This window comes from Winogradskyella sp. (assembly GCF_016744625.1).
Lineage (GTDB): Bacteria > Bacteroidota > Bacteroidia > Flavobacteriales > Flavobacteriaceae > Winogradskyella.
In genome coordinates this window covers 78,315-96,041 of the sequence record NZ_JADGDZ010000002.1, presented here as the reverse complement: position 1 = coordinate 96,041, position 17,727 = coordinate 78,315, and the positions used below count along the sequence as shown (strand labels likewise).

The following is a 17,727-nucleotide window of genomic DNA, read 5'->3' as shown; positions in this document are numbered from 1 at the left end:
AAAATGAATCCATTTAAAAAAAATGATGCGTCTTTGAGCAAAAAACTCAAAGGTGCATTAACCGATTTGACGGTTGATATTTTTGGTTACGAAAAGATGGTAACTAAAACTATCACTAACCGCACCAACTACATTTCCAACAGACTTCAAATCCCAAAGGATCGTCTCTACATCAGGATTTTTCAAAAAGATCACATCATACGTTCATTTTTATACAATCAGAGTAAACCTGTGAGCGCTATACCTACTCAAGAGCTCACGTATTTCTTTATGGAAGAGCAATTAGCACAATTGGATAACGTACAGAATAAAGTTGCCTTCAGCATCAAACAATACCTCAAAGAGTTTGCAGAAGCCAATCGTATTGATGAAGAAAGCGTCCGTATTTGGATTCACCTCAAGGACGATAAAGTCCAGGTTAGAGCTTTTCAAAATGAAGAGTTTATAAAACAAATCCCACTTAATTCACTAATTAAATATTTCAAATAATGGCACAAAGCAAAGGATGGAAACTAGGACAAGATTCATTTTCAAAAATGATTGTCTGGTTTAAAGACGGTAACGTAAGAACAATGTATTCAATAGATTGGAAGCACAAATTATCAAGAACACGCAGCAAAGAAACTGGTATGGAACGTTTCAGAAAAAAGATAAAACAATATGGTCCATTAGCTGGTACCATTGAGATTTATGACAAAGCAACCGGACAACGCATTGCAAAATTTTACGAAGGGATTGAGAAATCAGTTGAAACTATATAATGAGAACAATTAAAGAATTACAAGCGAAGCTCAATCCTAAAAACAATTTTGACCAGCGATATAACATAGAGGCAGATGATAAAATTCATCTGCTTTATGTGAGTCCCAAACTCAATGCGACAGGTTATTACAGGATGATAACACCTGCATTAGAAATCAATAAAACAGATACGCATAAGGCGATTATTACCAGTATCGAGACCAATGACTTCTCGATGAAACTTTCTGATTTTGTAAATCAGCTGGATGAGCGCTTAATTACCTGGGCAGATTACATCATTTTCCCTGCCCTGTTTAGTGATGTTAGCTATTTGATGCAGGCTATCAAAACGCTTAATCCTTCGGTTCAATTAGTGATGGACTTAGATAGAAATTATTTTGCGATACCTGTTTCTATTCCGCTTTCGCGAAAGCTAACTAATGACAAACTAAAGTGCATAGAAAATAATTTGGGTCTAATGGATATCGTGACTGTTGCAAATGAAGCTTTTCAAAAGTTCTTGCAGCGATTCATTGACGACCGCTTAGAAAACGCACATACATTTGTGCAATACCTTCCCAGTTTAGTCTCGAGATATGGCTATGAAGAAATGCCACCACTTACAAGAAACACTTCAGAGAAATTACGAGTAGGCTTAATAAAATCAACCGAAGAAGATTTGCTATCTCTTAAGGAAGTACTTTTTAAAATGAGAAAAAATTTTGGAGATCAAATTGAGTTTATTTACTTCGGGAAGCCCTATTCTGTATGGGAAGTAGAAAAACTTTTTAAAGAATATAAAGTAGAAATACATCCTACCGTTTCATTCTTAGATTATTTTGAAAAGTTGAACAGCTTACAACTCGATGTAGTTTTACTACCTGCTTTAGAATGTCTTTTTAATAGGCATCAAAACTATCAGCTTTTTATGGAGCTTTCAACGTTTGGGATTCCTGTAGTTGCATCATCTCACCATCCAGTCAAAAAATGGATTCACAATGCAGAAAATGGATTTTTAGCGAGTGAAGCTCCTGAGTGGTTAGAAGCTCTTGAAACACTTGTAAAATATGATAAAGAGAAAAATTTTTCTTCTAGTCTCATAAAGAATATCTGGAATAATAACAGCTTTGCAAAGACATCTATTGATAAAATAACTTCCTTATATATTTAATCAATCAATATCCCTTAACTTAAAATGAAAGTTCAGGGATATTACTTTAGAGTACCTTCTAAAATTATTGAATTTATCCCACCCATAAATTCAAAACCCTTACCGTTACTACGATTACCCATTTCAACCTAATTTCAAAATAATCCCAATGTACCGAAGTACATTTCCGTAAGGTCAATCGACCGACTCTCAAATCTATATTTATCCTAAATCAAAGAGAAAACGAGCTTCCTATAGCGATGAGTTTTCCTATTCCCGATACAGATGCAGGTAACGATTACAGAGAACGAAGAGAAAAACGCAATTGAATTGCTATTCAGTGAAAACCTACCCAAAGAGTTTTCGACCTTCCTATTAGAATTAGGCTTTCGCGAGGTTTTTAAGAAGAAAAATACTTGGTATTCTGATGCGCATCCAGCCTATAAAAGTTTTGCTACTTCCTTAAGAGATGCGTTTTCTCGTGGAGACGATTGGAAAACGGTTTCGATGTATCCATCGTTTCAACCTTCCTTAGAAAACATTGATAAAAGCAAATTTAGTTTTGTTACTATTTCATACAGAGGTACAGAAAAGGCAGAAACGAAGGACTATGTTTTATTCGATCCCTATAAGAAGGTCGCTACAGAAATAGCAACTCAATATGCCATTACCAAATATGGAGACGATTTGCAAAACGTCGAAGTCTCTCCCAGAAACTATAAACGGAAAGCTCGCATTATATATGACAAAGGGCAAATTATAAATCGTTTTAAAGTCGATGAGATAACGGAAATAGAAAACGAACCTACTAAGGAAGTAGAAAACTACCTTCCTATAGAGGATGGCAAAGCTCAAGACAAACCTACTCTTGAGACAACAAACAACGAAAAGCAAATCAAAATAGAAAACGAACTTCCTATAGAAGATAGCAAAACTGAAAACGAAGAGACCCTTGAAGAAGTGCCTAAAGAAAATGAGTCTGGTTACAAGACCGATAAAGAGCGTAAAATTTCTACTCGTGAGATTTTAAGCGAAGTGATTAGCAAACTTGTAATTTTAGAAGAGAGTCTTGAAGGTGAAGATGAAACCATCATAGCCACCACCATTTTAGATTTAGAAGATGCGCAGGAACAATCCAGCGAACTACGTTTTAAGAACGAACTTTTAAAAGCGCTACAAAACTTTAAGGATTGGATTTTGGATTTGACTTTCTCATCGCGCACAATGGCGTTAATGGAAATCAATCGCTTGAACCTATCGCTAGACTTACCTCTTTTCCATCTGAAAGAAGAGGTCGCTAGAACGCTATCTGTATCAAAAGATATTTTCAATCGCGATCATATTGTTCCCAATGTTTTAGTCCCAACAAAAGCTGGCGAACCTTTTCAATCTGGTGGACTCAATTTAAGTGATGCCAACTTTATGAGAATGAAGTTCAAGCGACTCTACAACATTACAGATGATACCATTGAACAAGCCTCTGGATTAGATTTATTTCGTCTGTCTCAAATGGCACATCCTAATGATTATGGAATTAATGTAAATCGTTCTACAGTTCTTCGTGAGTGGGAAAGTCGCGGTCTGGAAGCGTTTGAAGAAATCGGCTATCCTACAGATTTAGATTATCCTTATGTGAACGTTCATACTGGTTATAAAAGTGTCTCAACTTTAGCTTCTCAAATTGGCGCATACGATGACAGGCATCAATGGTGGTCTGCGGTCGAACATTCCAGACCTATTGCAGATTTAGCAAAGGGAATTGTGATTATGGATTCCTTATTAATGGAATTGGTTGAAAAGAAATTGGAATTAGTCAACCCAAAATCCAACAAACCCAGAACCGATAAGCAGTCCAAAGAAGCTTTCAATGATATTGAATGGGAAATAAGCAGATTGGAAAGATCCAAACTGGTCATTCAGGATTATATGAACAAGGATTTAGAGGTCGAAGAATCACTTCCAGAACCCAAGCCTAAAAAAGAAAAACATCAAGAACCCAACGACTATTTAGATAAGGTCATAGCTATTCTGCATACCGCTTTCGCGAAAGCGGAACGCCTATCAAAAAAGAAGATAGAAAAGCTTAGAGAAGAAACCAATGCACCAACGATGGGCGCACTTTGGGAAGCGGTAGAATTGAGTTGGTTGTTATGGTACAAGATGCTCTACAGAGAACCTATCCCATTTGAAGCACGACTGAAAAAGATGGTGTTGTTTTGGAATAAAGTGCAACCTACCTATGCGTATTCTGATAGTAGTAAAGAACTCTACAAACAGTATTCCACGCCTTGTCCTATTGGAGCCATCATCGCGCAATACACCCAAATGGATGAAGCCGAGTTCATCTTTGAGCCAAGTGCTGGAAATGGGTTGCTACTCGTAGGAGCGAATCCAAGAATCACTCACGTCAACGAGATAGATAAAAGCCGAAAACAATCTTTAGAGCATCAAGGTTTTGGTCGTATTACATCAGATAACGCAGCAGAACCATTTCCAGAAATGATGCACAAAGTTCACGATGTGGTCGTGACCAATCCGCCATTTGCAAGTTGGGATGATTCTAAGTTTGATAAGGAGCGAATTATACAGAAATACTTCAACAAACATCGCGGATTAGCAAACCATATTCGCCTAGAACACTTGATGGCTGGATTGGCGCTTTACACGATGAAAGATGATGGCAAGGCAGCAATTATTATAATGGGACACGTCTATTTTGGAGACGACGGACTTTTTGCAAAATACCGTCCGTTTTTCAACTGGCTGTATCGTCATTACAAAGTAGACGATGTGATTAATATGAATAGTTACAAGCTCTACAATAAACAAGGAGCGGTTACAAAAACAATGCTCATTCTCATTGGTGGTCGTAAATCAAAACCTTATGGAGTAGCACCAAACAAAAGCGAACAACCACATTTAGAAGATATGGTAGAGACGTTTGAAGATCTCTGGAAGCAAACCAAATCGCACATCAAACCAAATATCGATACCATCATAAAACAGCTTAAAACCGCAAGAACAAAATGATCTATTTCAATAATCAATTAATGCCTAACGACACGAGTACAAAACTCTTTATGGTCACAAACACCAAATCATTTGAACGCTATGAAGACCACGAAGCAGCACTTTACATTCAATTACATCTACTGGTGGAACACGCTTTCGCGAAAGGTGAAAACCCAATTGCTCTTATTGAAGATTATCTGGAGTTGGTCTACACCGAAGGGAAATCGGTAGCAGAAATAGCCGACTTTCTTGCCAATACAGATAAGATGCAACTCGCACTCTGGACACTCAAAGAAAGTTGGGATAAACTGGACGAAACCGCACCTCAAGATTCATTGCTTTATGGAAGTGGTATGGATAAAGAAGAGGCCATTCAGTTGTATTCAGAAATCACATTACGAACTTATTTAGAAGCATTAGCCCAACACAAGAATGAGTAACCAAGAATTAGAAATAGAACAGGCAGATTTTAAGCAAGATGCCGAAGAGGTCGCAAAACTTGCCACGCAAGAAAGTGCTTTAGTGGAATACGTCCCAAAGTCAAAAGCGCCATACCGAATGAATACGCTCATTCCGCGTAATATGGCATTTGAGGTTCAAAAGTCGCTCAATAGCATTGTGAAGACAAAAGGGAATATTGATAATTATGTGCGTAATCAATTAAAGTATGAATCCACCAAACAACTTTGGAGTGGATTGGGTGCAGAACAAGTGGATGCGGTTGGTTTGTATCTCAATCAATTTGAAAATGAGCAAGGCATTATTATAGCAGATCAGACAGGAATAGGAAAAGGTCGGCAGGCTGCTGCGGTGATACGACACGCAGTTATGAACGATTATATTCCTGTCTTTTTTACCAAGAAACCAGACTTGTTTACAGATATGTATCGTGATCTGAAAGCGATAGGTTTTGAGAACATCAGGCCATTCATAGTCAATACAGATACCAATGCAAAGATTAAAGATGCCGATGGTAATGTGGTGTTCAGTCCGCTGAGTAGTTCTGCGCAAGCTGACCTGATTTCAAACGAAATTGAATTTCCAACGGAGAGTCCAGAGTCTATTGAATACCATAAAAAGATTGGGAAGAAACTACCTGATCCTGATAAAACACCAACTATTAAAATTCCATTGACGCTCGACCATTTACCATTGGGTTATGATATGATTTTTGCTACTTATTCTCAAGTGCAATCTGCACATCCCTACAAACGTATGTGGATTGAGAAAATGGTAAATAACGGAATCGATGGAAGTAAAAAATATAAGAAGCTCATCTTCATTCTCGATGAGTCGCATATGGCTGGCGGTTTCGATTCCATCATCGGTACCTGGATGCGCGAAGTCTTGCCGCAAACTAAAGCTTGTTGCTTTTTGAGTGCTACGTTCGCCAAATATCCAGAAGTGATGCCTTTCTATGCGAAGAAAACCGCCATCGCTGAAACAGGATTGACCGACTCAAATTTTGTGCGTTCAATGACCAGTGGCGGATTAGCATTACAGGAAATTGTGGCATCCAATCTTTCAGAAAGTGGTCAGCTTATTAGACGTCAGCGTTCCAACGAAGGTATCAATGTAGATTACATAACACTGGACGCCGAACCACAACGCAGTAAAAGTCGAGAAAGCGTCAATCGCATCATCAGTTTAATGAATGACGTAGTGGCTTTTGAGCAGGAATTTGTGGCGCCATTATTAGCAGACGTTCACGCTTCCGCGAAAGCGCAAGGCGAGCATATGTCTTCTAAACCGAGAGGACTTGGCGTAAAACAATCGCCATACTTTTCTCGTGTGTTCAACATCATTGACCAAATGCTATTTGCATTGAAAGTCAAAGATGTGGTAGCGCACACCATCAAATTACTGAAGGAAGACAAGAAAGTAGTCATTGCATTTAAGTCCACAATGGGTGCATTCTTGAAAGATTTGAATTTGGTAAGTGGCGATGTGATTCCAAATGAACAAATGGACTTTGTTAGAACTTTAGTCAAAGGACTCGATGGAATATTTAACTACAATTATGTGGCGATTGATGGCGAAAAAACCAGAGAACGTATTCAGTTAGAGGAATTGCCTCAGAATGGGATTGAGAAATACAACGACATCAAAAAACGAATGTTATTAGAAAGCTCTGGACTATCTATTTCGCCCATTGACGAGTTGATTCATTTACTGCAGACTGAAAAGAAGCCCAAACATTTAGGCGGTCATTCTGATATGTATTTCAAAGTAGCCGAAGTAACAGGTCGTAATCAACGTATTGATTTAACTGATGATGAAGCGGTTGTAGAATCTTTTCGTAGCAATACAGAACGCTCTTTTAGAATGTTTAATAGTGGCGATTATGATGTGCTGCTTATTAATCAAAGTGGTAGTACAGGATCTTCTGCGCACGCGAGTAAAGATTTTAAAGACCAACGCCAGCGAGCGATGATCGTACATCAGTTCGAGCTGGATATAAATACTGAAGTTCAGAAAAGGGGACGCATCAATCGTACTGGTCAAGTGAACTTGCCAGAGTATTATTACATCACAAGTGACATTCCGACCGAAAAGCGTTTAATGACGATGCTTAAAGCAAAATTAAAATCGCTGGATGCTAATACCACAGGCTCGCAAAAGACAAATGATGATACTTTAAAAAGTGCCGACTTCCTAAACAAATATGGTGACATCGCAGCGTGGAATTGGGTAGATGAAAACCAAGAGATGATGGAACAATTGGGTTATCCAACATATCAAAAGAAAACCGATAAACGAGGCTTCATTTCTTATGAACGTAATGGTTTTAAAGAAGGTGCTATCCGTCAATTAACTGGAAGAGCTGGATTACTTAAAGTGGAAGATCAAGACGCGTTGTACGATGATTTATTAGAACGATACGACCATCAAATCAAATTAGAAAAACAGCAAGGCACGTATGATCTGGAAACTGAATTTTTACCACTCGATGCCGAAGTAAAAAAGCGTTTCCTGTTTCAAAAAGGTCAAGGTGGTCGCACACCATTTGGTAAAGATACGGTACGGGATATTACTATAGTAAATAACCTAAAACGACCATTTACCAAACAAGATATTGATCAGCGCATTCAAGATGCGCTTGATGGAGAAAAACCAGTTCAAGTGCGTTTGAAATTAGAAGATCAAATCAATGAAGCTTATCCTAAACTTTTAGAAGACCGAAAAGCAAAACGTTTTAAGGTCATAGAAAAATTAAAAGAAGATCGGGAAGTATTACCACAAAGAGGCAGCGGAGAAACCGAAGAAGAGAACGAAAAGATTCTATCGGACTGGAACAAGTTGGAAGCGCTTATCAATCAAAAGACTTCACAGCTCGCTACTTATATCGCTGGATTAGAAAACATTCAAAGCATCATTTTACGCTATACCAATATGTGGAATATTGGCGATGTGATTCGTGTTCCGTTTATTGGTACGACCATAAAACCATCTTGGGGAATCTTCTTGGGTGTGAGCGTCGGGAAATCTGGTAAGAACCCATATACGTTGAGTAATATCAGTTTAAAATTTGGTGTTACAGATTCCCGTAAGATTTTAACATACAGTTTACAGCCTGCCGAGCAGAGTTTCATTAGCCAGGTATTTACAGAGAGTCGTGGCATTACCGATGTCGACATACAAATGGTTAATTTGGAATGGAACGAGCTGATTAAAAAGGCTTCTTCAAAACGCGAACGTCGTCACATTTTGACAGAGAATATCGTAGGTGCTTCAGGTCAGATTGGTACTCAAAACAAACTGATTAAGTACAATACCAAAGAAGGTACCATCAAAAATGGAATCCTATTGCATAGAGACTTTGGCAAAGAAGGCGAGGCAGATTCGGCATTGCTTCCAGTTTCTGAAGCGTATCCAATAATTAGCAAATTGGATTTAGATGACTTCTTTGCAGATCACAAGTTAAGTTTTCGAGCAAAGCGAATAAGTGATAATTATTATCAAGTCTATTTAGACAAAAAGGATTTATACCCAGCGGTAATTGACGAAAAACTACGTTCGTTATTAAGACGAGAATCTGGTCAATCACAAGATGAATTGCCAGACTTTGTACAAAATGCTGGCGATATGACTGGCGCATTGCATTTGGAAAACCTGCAACCGTTTCTAAATCGATTGGATGCTTTTCAAGTGCAGTATATGGGCAAAGCTCGTGAACTCGAAGATTGGGAAATTGAAAATGAAACCGATTGGAAAGCACAGACCAAACAGAAAAAAGGAAATTTTAAGTATCAATTAGGACGTGCTTATGGCCAAGGAAGTAATCCCACCATTGGTTTTGTAAGCTATGAAGAACCAACTGCAGATTACGAATTTGGTCTTGTGATTTACAATCGCCCACTTACTGACAAGGAGAAATACAATTACTCGCTGATTCCCATTTTTAAGAACGTTGAAGAACCTTACGAAGATTGGAAAACGACTATCCTCCAGACAGAAATTAAAGATGATTTTAATGCCATTATTGAAGAAGTAAGAGACTTGCCATTACACGAAGCGATTGAGGCAATGGGTTATTTTATTTTGAATAACCTACACGAAGATGGTAATGCAGAATTTGTATTTGGAAAGTACACTGCTCTAGATTTAGGACGTGTCTTTTATGAGGATACGATTGCTCAAATAGCATCTATCGATGAACTAATTAACCAACTACAAATTGCTTTGAAATAGATGAAAGTCAATCCCAATAAAATGTACATCGTGTACACGCCATTCTATCGAACTCGAAAATCCATATTTGATGGTCAACCTACAACTATGCAAGAACTCAAAAATAAATTTAGGCGTGGTATGGATGCAGATGTAATCGATAGTATTTACTCAACCAAAAAAGAAGCTAACGAAGCTGCTGACAAGCTATTCAAAAAAGCAAAAAGAAATTAAGAATGAACAACAGAAAATTAGACATACCAGAAGTACAGCAGATTCCGCAGTTTATGAAAATTATGGATGATTTAAGCGTTGGAAATAATCCGTATTTGGTAGGAAGCGCCGGAACAGGAAAAACAACCATTGGAGAAAAGGTCGCTTACGCTATAAAAGGTCGCGCAGAAAACGATGGGCAAGAATTGCCATTTACTATTGTGAACTGCAATCAATGGACATCGCCTATTGACATTAAAGGTGGACAGACTATTTCTGGTTACAAAGAAGGTGCGCTTATTGAAGCTTGGCGTGATGGCAAGGTTTTAATCCTGGACGAAATGCCAAAGCTGGATGCCAATACCGCAGGATTATTAAACGATGCGTTAGCAAAAAGCGCTCGTGAAGATGCTATCATTTTTAATGGAAATAATGAGCCAATCAAAAAACATAGAAACTTTGGTTGTATTGCTACTGGTAACGTTATTGGTAAAGGTGCAAGCGGAAACTATGTTGGAAACAATAAGCAAGATGCGTCCTTATTGGATCGTTTTAGTGGTTGTATTTACCGTATAGGTTTTAATGAAACCTTGGAGCGCCAACTCGTTTATCCAGCTGTAGTGGATATCTGTTTGACTATTCGTAAATCTATTTTGAAATATGAAGGAAAAGAAGCTGGCGATGACGATACTGAAGACATTATGACACTTCGTACAATGCTCAACTTTGAACGTGCCTACGAGCTTGAAATGAAGCGAGAAACTGGAATGAAAGATGAGTTTGGCAAGACCTATCGAAAGATGCCCAACGGTAAAACCCTAAAGGATTCTCTACACAGCTACTTCATAGCTATGACGAAGGAAAAAGCAGAACACATTAAGACGGAAATCAATCTTGAAGGTTTTTTAAATTCTTATAAAAGTAGCGGAATGAAGCAGGCTTTTATTGTTGAGTTTAAAAGGCGGATTGGATGATGGACATCAACCTTCATCTAATTAAATTGATTTACAAAACTAAGTACTTCTTCAACAAATATTTTTAATTCTTAATATTTCCTAAATAACTTATTGCGCTTAATTCTTTTATTCTCGATTTAAAAAGTTTCTTTGCAATCAAATAGTTGATTGTAAATGAAGGAAGTAAAACAATTTTTAAACAACATCAATAATGAAGAGCCAATAGAAAGGTTTTGGTCAAGTTATAATGATTTTTGTAATAATATAGAAATATTTACAATTACTGAATTGTTGGATTTATTACCTAGATTGACTGCTAGATTACAAAAAGAAAATCAAAGTAAGCACTTATTTCAAAAAGGGATAGAAAGAGTATCCTCCACTAATAAATCTTTTGGAAATGACTTTTACAACATTATTGTTAAGTCTGGAAAAAATCTCGAATTACTCAGTGATATTGTTGCGGGATTATCTGTTTCTGATAAAGACTCAGCAATTTTAATAGTAAAAGACTTAATCGCAAGCGATGAACAAATAAATATTGTGCAAGCTATTTCTTCTGTTGCTCGATTTGAATTAGACAAATCTGGTTTTGAAGACTTAAAAGAATATCTAATTGATACTTTTTCAAAGTATATCAATGAAGGTAGATCTATTGAAATATTAACAGCTATTCTCTTCGTTTATAGAGTACATAGGAAGCACTTTTTGAAACTCAATAGTGATGTTCTAATAGTTACAAAACGAGAGGAAAAGGAGATAAAAAGTTATCTGATTGATATCATTCACTACAGCGTAGATATTAATACTGAGCAAGAATTTTATTTAACGATTTTAGACTCTTTGGTAACATTTGATGCTTCCCAATTAGGCTATCATAGTATGTTCGGCTATATGCTCAGTAATTTAGTTGACAAAAACTTAGTTATTGTCAAAAACTACATAAATCAATGGATTGTTCAAGATGACCACTATAATAAGATAAAAGTATTTGAATCTGTCTTCAGTAAAATATATGATCAACACCCAGTAGAATTTCAAATCCTAATCACGGAATGGTTAAACGAATATAATCACAAATATCAACTAGCGATGTTCAATGTGATACGAGAAATGAGCTTCGCTAGTAATTCAACTTTTGAACTATCACCATCATTATTAGCAACATATAATGTTAATGATATTGAATATATAACTCAAAAAATCGTGGGTTATATTTATGATAGAAAAGTATCTAGAGTTATGTTATTCTCCATACTCAAGCATAGGTATGATAATGAAGATATTACTCAACTCGTAGGCAGGTTATTTGTAGACTATTTGATATTTAATTACTACTCTACAATTGATTACCTAAAAGACCAAAAGAAAAGTGTAAATCGAAAACTTAAAAAGATTATTTCAGATATCATTTTTGAAGGTGACCGTTATTACAAAGCATATTCTGACTTAGATATTCTTAAAGAATTTCAGCCATCTACAGAGCGACTTAGGTTTATGGATAAAATTCAGAATAAAAAATTGAATAAAATGCGCGATGAGAGTGACAAAACCGACAATTCATTTTTAAGTATGGTTACTACTCTTCAGTTTAGAACTGGTAAAAAAGCATTTGGAAAATTCAATGGCCAGTATAGTCAAGAGATGGAACCTAAATTATTCTCTGTTAGTGAAGAATTGCCTCGTGGAGAATACATTGACCCTGTTGCGCAAAGTATTTTGCGATTAGAAGGACAAAATTTTATAAGAAGAAAATGAGATTTATACTAAGTGAATACATTACACTTCTTAAAGAAGATGGTGAGTTGGATACCTTAATCACAGACCTACTAGTAGGAATGAAAATAACACCTATATCTATACCTCAGAGAGGTAGACAACACGGTGTAGATATAGCAGCTGTAGGGATTGATCCTGATGATGACAAGAAAAAAATGTTTTTGATTGTAGTTAAACAAAAGAATTTAACACGGTCAAACTGGGATAGCGGTGTAAATTCTGTGAGGCAAAGTCTAAACGAAGTAATTGATGTTTACATACGTACAATGCTTGATAAAAGGTATAAAAAACTACCTATTAAAATCATAGTAGCTACCAACGGTGAGATGGTGCAAAACGTACAAATCAATTGGAAAAATTATGTAGATGAAAATACTAAAAAGAAGAGAGCCTATGAATTCTGGGGAACTGGAGAATTAGCCGGTAAGCTCGATAAGTATCTAAACAGTGAAAAACTTTTTCCTGCTGAATATCAATCATATTTAAGAAAAACACTTGCTTTCATTGATTTACCAGATTATAATTACGCTCACTTCTTTCAGTTAATTGAAGAGATTTTAACCAAACCTGAAAAGCAGAAACAGAAAATCTTGAAGAGATTAAGACTAGTTAGATTGTGCACAGGAATTATCTTTAAGTGGTCTGAAGACATCAATAACTTAAGACCGGCCCTTATAGCCAGTGAAAGATCTTTACTGTTAACCTGGGATTGGATATCAAAACATAAGCATACCGAAAAGAACTATGTAAAGGCCGAGTTTTATACTTTATTTCAATTAAAAAGAAAGATAGGAGTTCTCTATTTCAATAAGACAGTTAATCACTACCAGACACAGCATAGTCTTTATAGGTATGGAAGAAATCGTATAGAATACAGTTTAAATACTTGGGAAGAATTAGGATTGATTTCCATAATTGGACTAGGCGAAATCCAAGAGTGGAATTTTTATGCTCAACTCAATAATAAAGAAAATGTTGATATTTATTCTAAAAGCGCTATAAATATTTCGAATGCTTTGGTATCCTTTATTTTTAACAATCCGCCTTTAAATTACCCAGAGTATGACGAACACTCCATCGAAATTTCACTAGCACTTCAATTGTTGTGTCAAACAGGTAATTCGAAATGGGCTCTAAAGTGGATGAATAACATTATTATTGGATTTTATAATAGCTACGTAACGCATAAATTTTTCCCATTATTCAGAACAAACTTTGATAAACTTGTAGATATTCATAATGGAGATGATATGTCAGAAGTGGACTCTACAATGATACTACCAATTATAGCAGAATATGCACTTTTGTTAAACAACGAACAACTATATCAAGACGTAAGAACTCTAGTAAATAATACCTTTCCGAAAGTCAACCTTCAGCTATGGTTTGCAACTGAGGACACAGAGAAGGATTTTTGTAGAACAAATTATAGCGCACAAAAGGGAAAATTAAAACACTCAATAATACTCTATGAAAATATGGAGGATTACGAAAAAGAAATTATTGAAGAAATCGATTTATTTATAAAAGAAGTCACTTTTGAAGTTTATAAAACAGGTTTCAATTTCCTACCACATTTAGCTAGCAGACACTTCAGGGCACAACCATTTCCTGCATTCTGGAGATTACCCATTAAAAGAAGTTATGAATTAAAGCAAAATGAATAGATATAAACACGAAATCAATAGACCTTTAAGGCTTTATAAACTCTTTTAAAAGTAGCGGTATGAAACAAACTTTTTATTATTAAGTCTAAAAGGAAGATTGGGTAAATCCTAATTACCATCAAAGACGGCAAAATAAATATAAGATATTGGACTGTTTTTTTCAGTATAGTCTTTAGAGCTGTAGATATAATATCTACCTAATTCTAAGCCATAGAAGTTTTCGAAAGTATCTTTAGCCTCCTCATCCATAAGTTCAAAAATGCTTTTGTTATAATTAAAGAAACCATCTACTTCAGGAAGAGTTTCAACATCGAACTGATGGTAAAAACTTGGTCCATTATTTTTTAAATCGTATAAATTCTTGTAAAGTGTAAATTGAATTTTTGTCATAATTGTTTTTTCAGTAAAGTTACGAGAATAGGTTCCCTGAAAAAAAAGTATTAAAATTTTTGTGACATTTCACGTCCCAAACTACAATCCCATTACGCAACTCACACCACCTCAAAAATTACTTTTATGAGCATACGTGAGCGCACCAAAACAACATACCCTTAAAAGTCCTGATGGCAAATACAACTATCTTTTATTTGATAGTGTCTTTGCTTTCAATGGTTTTGTAGATGATGAGACTAAAAATCTGTCATCTGCAAATCAGTCGCGTTGGGATTTTATTGAAGAAAGTACCGCTAGTCAGATCCAAAGTGGAACTGATTGGTATGGCACACCAACGCCTAAAAACGTAAATGAGCTTAATGAACATCGTACCTTTTTAGGGATGCCTCTAGTTGAGAAAATTCAACCCAAAATCAAAGAGAAACTCACACATTATTTACAATATCTCAACGATTCTGTGATGCCAAAACCAAAGATGGCTTACAATGATCGCGGTCTTGGCGTGTTCTCTTTTGAGCGTGCTGCGATGGGAATGTATCAACAGTTTCCTATCAATACCAATTCGCCAATTAATACGTCTGTAAGCCAAATGAATATTGAATTGGGCAACAAGACAGTTTTGACTTCGGTAAAGAGTGTGTTTGCTTATTTTAAGGATAAACAGATGTCTTATCCATCGCTTCAATTATACATTATGGCTGGTGCTAATGCCAATGTAAAAGGTAATGATTTGCTCTATGTAGGTCTCGCTTGTTCAGAACTTGTGGAGTTTATGGAACTGCGTGGCGTCTCGGTGGAAGTGAATGTGATGTTGGGCACTTCATTTAACAATCAGGTCACGATGGGTTGTGTGCGTGTGAAACGCTTTCAGGATAAACTGGATAAAAACCAATTACTACTAATGAGTAGTGATCCGCGTTATTTTAGGTTTCGTGGGTTTAAATCTTTAGTGGCGATGAGCAATTATTTTGGTCTCACGATTCCTTCTGGTTTGGGAACTATTTCGGCTAGTATGGGTACCGCTTTCGCGAAAGCGATCAACCCTAAAGGCTTCGTCTTTGAACAAAGTTATTCGATGGATTCGGCAGTTAAGGAAGTCTCGCAAATCATTACCAATTATAAAAATCAGTTGCAGCCAAATGGATAAAAAAACCTTAAAGCAAAGCGTCATTCACAAGATAATGGACAGAGCGATTGAGATCAATAAAGCTTGTAAAGAACGATGTACAGATTTTCAGATTATGCTTTCGCGAAAGCGTAAAAATACCTTAATCCTACGCTGGACGACGATAGATATTTCAAACGAAGATAATCCTGTGCAATGTTACCGTTACGAGTGTTTTAAAACCGATGGCACGTCGCAACTCTGCTCGATTCATTATGCAGATCAGGAAGAAGCAAATGATTTTATCTGGTCGCTGGAACCGCTGTACCATCAACAATATGCCATAGATCATAAATTATAGAAAATGTATAAAACGAAGAATATAACCAAGGAAGCGCTCAAGGCGTTGAAGATTAAAAATCAAGATGAGATTGTAGATCTCACAGGTAGTAAACTTGATCCTGTTAAGGCTTGGGAAGTGATTAAATCAACTTCTGAAGATTTCAGTAAATCTGATGCAAAAGCAGAAGAAGCAGATGCACTTTTATATGAGATGTTACATCCTAAAATGCAGCAGAAAGACAAACGTAGCGATGCTAAAGAAATTATACGCCTACAAGAAAAGGAACGTGCCAGAGCGTTAGACCTTCTGGAACTAGAATTACTAATCGCAGCTTAAAAAAAAACGATGACCATACAACAATTACAAGCGCTCGATATGAGCAATGTGCAACCTGAAGCATTACAAACTGCTGTGCAGGACATACTGGATGACTACAAAGAAACCAATGATAAAAAGGCTTTTGAAGAGATTGCCAAAGAAAATATCGAGAAGGTTTTTCTGTTAGTGGAACGTCTCGCACCTAAAGCCATAAAAGCTGAGAAAGCCGAAAAGAAGGAACCCAAAGAGACTTCTAAAAAAGAATCTACTGAGTCTAAAAAGGATGTTCCAAAAAAGGACAAAGAACCTACTAAAACCGTTAAGAAAGAACTGGATAGTTTGAGTAAAGACATCAAGGCGTGTCGGTTAAAAATCAAACGTTTTAACGAAGAAAAGCGCAAGAACGAGCCTAAGAAGCCCAAGCCGATGCGCCACACCAAAATCAAAAATCATTTTATCGCGATTGCTAATTTGATTCCGCCAGCGCATAAGGATAATGTGAAGATGCAGAAAGAAGCCGAGAAGATTCTGCTGCGAGCGCACAGAGGTATTATGAACACCTACGGAATCAACTTTGTACGTGCCGAAGCTGGCGAACTGGCCATCAAGGAGAAGTATGACAAAATGGAAGAAAAAGCTACCAAATAACTATGAATAAAAAAGTATTAATCATCACAGGCGCTGGACTCGCAATAGGTTTTGCCGAAGCGCTTATCTATTACAATTTAGGTAAGAATGATCCATCAAAGGAGTTAAAACTACAAATACCCAAAGGTGCCGAACTTTTAAAAACTACTGGTATCATTATCGTGACCTCTCTGGCGACAGCAGCACTTTCTAACGTTTTAGAAAATGCTATTGCAGATAAACAGGAACTCATCCCAATAACAACATAAGATTATGAAGAAAATAGAACATCAGGGTTTCCTGAAAAATAACAAGCTGGATAAGAAATTGCTATTACAACCCATTCAAGAAAAAATAGAAATCTTTGATAGAATGTATAAACTGCTTGAAACAGTTTCAGATTGTGAAAAAGGGAGTTTATACGAACAGCTTGAGGAACTGGATTTAGAAATCTTAGAGGACATCGATGAAGAGTATGCCGATAAACTAGAGTTCAATGAAATTGAAGATGCACTAGAAGAACAACCAGAACTTGAAAAAGTAGCACCTAAAAAGGAAGCTGCAAAACCTGCTAATGACGAGGCTATTTTAGAGGAGTTAGTAAAAATGGGACGTGTCCGAAATATTGCTGGCTCTACGTTTCGAGATTTGGGTGTAAAAACGCAGTTGGGTTGGAATACGGTGATTGGGAAGTATCGTGTGGTAAGGACTAGTGTTTTTAAGTATCGGTATGAGGTGGAGCGGATATAGAT

General features: G+C 36.5%; 17 protein-coding genes. 16 read left to right on the top strand and 1 reads right to left on the bottom strand.

The window, feature by feature from the left end:
* Nucleotides 1-3 precede the first annotated feature (3 nt).
* The 10 genes from QZZ53_RS00975 (at nucleotide 4) to QZZ53_RS00930 (ending at nucleotide 14,189) form a co-directional block, all read left to right on the top strand.
* Nucleotides 4-489: a hypothetical protein gene (locus QZZ53_RS00975; RefSeq protein WP_178989515.1), complete on the top strand. Its 486-nt coding sequence runs from the start codon at nucleotides 4-6 to the stop codon at nucleotides 487-489.
* The gene (locus QZZ53_RS00970) at nucleotides 489-761 is read left to right on the top strand and encodes a hypothetical protein (RefSeq protein ID WP_178989514.1); all 273 of its coding nucleotides are present in this window, start codon (nucleotides 489-491) and stop codon (nucleotides 759-761) included. Before QZZ53_RS00975 ends, QZZ53_RS00970 begins: the two co-directional genes overlap by 1 nt.
* On the top strand, nucleotides 761-1,912 hold the full coding sequence (locus tag QZZ53_RS00965) for a glycosyl transferase family 2 (protein ID WP_229719272.1): 1,152 nt from the start codon (nucleotides 761-763) through the stop codon (nucleotides 1,910-1,912). Before QZZ53_RS00970 ends, QZZ53_RS00965 begins: the two co-directional genes overlap by 1 nt.
* Nucleotides 1,913-2,176: 264 nt before the next feature.
* Nucleotides 2,177-4,921: an N-6 DNA methylase gene (locus tag QZZ53_RS00960; RefSeq protein ID WP_178989513.1), complete on the top strand. Its 2,745-nt coding sequence runs from the start codon at nucleotides 2,177-2,179 to the stop codon at nucleotides 4,919-4,921.
* Between the two features lie 20 nt (nucleotides 4,922-4,941).
* Nucleotides 4,942-5,343 (top strand): hypothetical protein, encoded by a 402-nt coding sequence (locus QZZ53_RS00955; RefSeq protein ID WP_272022811.1) that lies wholly within the window; start codon nucleotides 4,942-4,944, stop codon nucleotides 5,341-5,343.
* Complete coding sequence (locus QZZ53_RS00950) at nucleotides 5,336-9,595, top strand: strawberry notch C-terminal domain-containing protein (protein ID WP_296380488.1); 4,260 nt, start codon at nucleotides 5,336-5,338, stop codon at nucleotides 9,593-9,595. Before QZZ53_RS00955 ends, QZZ53_RS00950 begins: the two co-directional genes overlap by 8 nt.
* A gap of 87 nt (nucleotides 9,596-9,682) precedes the next feature.
* Nucleotides 9,683-9,808 (top strand): hypothetical protein, encoded by a 126-nt coding sequence (locus tag QZZ53_RS00945; RefSeq protein WP_296380485.1) that lies wholly within the window; start codon nucleotides 9,683-9,685, stop codon nucleotides 9,806-9,808.
* Between the two features lie 2 nt (nucleotides 9,809-9,810).
* Nucleotides 9,811-10,761 (top strand): AAA family ATPase, encoded by a 951-nt coding sequence (locus tag QZZ53_RS00940; RefSeq protein ID WP_178989509.1) that lies wholly within the window; start codon nucleotides 9,811-9,813, stop codon nucleotides 10,759-10,761.
* 156 nt (nucleotides 10,762-10,917) lie between these two features.
* Entirely contained in the window at nucleotides 10,918-12,501 is a 1,584-nt protein-coding gene (locus QZZ53_RS00935) for a hypothetical protein (RefSeq protein ID WP_296380481.1), read from the top strand.
* Nucleotides 12,498-14,189, top strand: a complete 1,692-nt coding sequence (locus QZZ53_RS00930) for a hypothetical protein (RefSeq protein WP_296380478.1) — start codon at nucleotides 12,498-12,500, stop codon at nucleotides 14,187-14,189. The genes QZZ53_RS00935 and QZZ53_RS00930 overlap by 4 nt, the downstream gene beginning before the upstream one ends.
* A 108-nt stretch (nucleotides 14,190-14,297) precedes the next feature.
* On the opposite strand, the gene QZZ53_RS00925 is transcribed toward QZZ53_RS00930, so the two are convergent.
* Nucleotides 14,298-14,579 carry a hypothetical protein gene (locus QZZ53_RS00925; RefSeq protein WP_296380476.1) on the bottom strand — a complete coding sequence of 94 codons (282 nt, stop codon included), beginning with the start codon at nucleotides 14,577-14,579 and terminating at the stop codon, nucleotides 14,298-14,300.
* A gap of 136 nt (nucleotides 14,580-14,715) precedes the next feature.
* Here QZZ53_RS00925 and QZZ53_RS00920 point away from each other — a divergent pair, with 136 nt between their 5' ends.
* From QZZ53_RS00920 to QZZ53_RS00895, 6 genes are read left to right on the top strand one after another with little or no spacing between them, the layout of a single operon-like run.
* Nucleotides 14,716-15,729 (top strand): hypothetical protein, encoded by a 1,014-nt coding sequence (locus tag QZZ53_RS00920; protein WP_296380474.1) that lies wholly within the window; start codon nucleotides 14,716-14,718, stop codon nucleotides 15,727-15,729.
* The gene (locus QZZ53_RS00915; protein ID WP_042269993.1) at nucleotides 15,722-16,048 is read left to right on the top strand and encodes a hypothetical protein; all 327 of its coding nucleotides are present in this window, start codon (nucleotides 15,722-15,724) and stop codon (nucleotides 16,046-16,048) included. The genes QZZ53_RS00920 and QZZ53_RS00915 overlap by 8 nt, the downstream gene beginning before the upstream one ends.
* A 3-nt stretch (nucleotides 16,049-16,051) precedes the next feature.
* Nucleotides 16,052-16,366, top strand: a complete 315-nt coding sequence (locus QZZ53_RS00910) for a hypothetical protein (RefSeq protein WP_296380472.1) — start codon at nucleotides 16,052-16,054, stop codon at nucleotides 16,364-16,366.
* Between the two features lie 9 nt (nucleotides 16,367-16,375).
* The gene (locus QZZ53_RS00905) at nucleotides 16,376-16,996 is read left to right on the top strand and encodes a hypothetical protein (protein WP_296380470.1); all 621 of its coding nucleotides are present in this window, start codon (nucleotides 16,376-16,378) and stop codon (nucleotides 16,994-16,996) included.
* A 2-nt stretch (nucleotides 16,997-16,998) separates the two neighbouring features.
* Nucleotides 16,999-17,244, top strand: coding sequence for a hypothetical protein (locus QZZ53_RS00900; RefSeq protein ID WP_296380468.1), 246 nt, complete (start codon nucleotides 16,999-17,001; stop codon nucleotides 17,242-17,244).
* 58 nt (nucleotides 17,245-17,302) lie between these two features.
* On the top strand, nucleotides 17,303-17,725 hold the full coding sequence (locus QZZ53_RS00895) for a hypothetical protein (RefSeq protein ID WP_365940162.1): 423 nt from the start codon (nucleotides 17,303-17,305) through the stop codon (nucleotides 17,723-17,725).
* Nucleotides 17,726-17,727 lie beyond the last annotated feature (2 nt).

Coding starts and splice junctions, on each gene's coding strand:
- QZZ53_RS00910 (WP_296380472.1), top strand. CDS start 16,052: ATGTATAAAACGAAGAATATAACCAAGGAAGCGCTCAAGGCGTTGAAG.
- QZZ53_RS00965 (WP_229719272.1), top strand. CDS start 761: ATGAGAACAATTAAAGAATTACAAGCGAAGCTCAATCCTAAAAACAAT.
- QZZ53_RS00900 (WP_296380468.1), top strand. CDS start 16,999: ATGAATAAAAAAGTATTAATCATCACAGGCGCTGGACTCGCAATAGGT.
- QZZ53_RS00930 (WP_296380478.1), top strand. CDS start 12,498: ATGAGATTTATACTAAGTGAATACATTACACTTCTTAAAGAAGATGGT.
- QZZ53_RS00955 (WP_272022811.1), top strand. CDS start 4,942: ATGCCTAACGACACGAGTACAAAACTCTTTATGGTCACAAACACCAAA.
- QZZ53_RS00915 (WP_042269993.1), top strand. CDS start 15,722: ATGGATAAAAAAACCTTAAAGCAAAGCGTCATTCACAAGATAATGGAC.
- QZZ53_RS00935 (WP_296380481.1), top strand. CDS start 10,918: ATGAAGGAAGTAAAACAATTTTTAAACAACATCAATAATGAAGAGCCA.
- QZZ53_RS00905 (WP_296380470.1), top strand. CDS start 16,376: ATGACCATACAACAATTACAAGCGCTCGATATGAGCAATGTGCAACCT.
- QZZ53_RS00950 (WP_296380488.1), top strand. CDS start 5,336: ATGAGTAACCAAGAATTAGAAATAGAACAGGCAGATTTTAAGCAAGAT.
- QZZ53_RS00975 (WP_178989515.1), top strand. CDS start 4: ATGAATCCATTTAAAAAAAATGATGCGTCTTTGAGCAAAAAACTCAAA.
- QZZ53_RS00945 (WP_296380485.1), top strand. CDS start 9,683: ATGCAAGAACTCAAAAATAAATTTAGGCGTGGTATGGATGCAGATGTA.
- QZZ53_RS00940 (WP_178989509.1), top strand. CDS start 9,811: ATGAACAACAGAAAATTAGACATACCAGAAGTACAGCAGATTCCGCAG.
- QZZ53_RS00960 (WP_178989513.1), top strand. CDS start 2,177: ATGCAGGTAACGATTACAGAGAACGAAGAGAAAAACGCAATTGAATTG.
- QZZ53_RS00970 (WP_178989514.1), top strand. CDS start 489: ATGGCACAAAGCAAAGGATGGAAACTAGGACAAGATTCATTTTCAAAA.
- QZZ53_RS00925 (WP_296380476.1), bottom strand. CDS start 14,579: ATGACAAAAATTCAATTTACACTTTACAAGAATTTATACGATTTAAAA.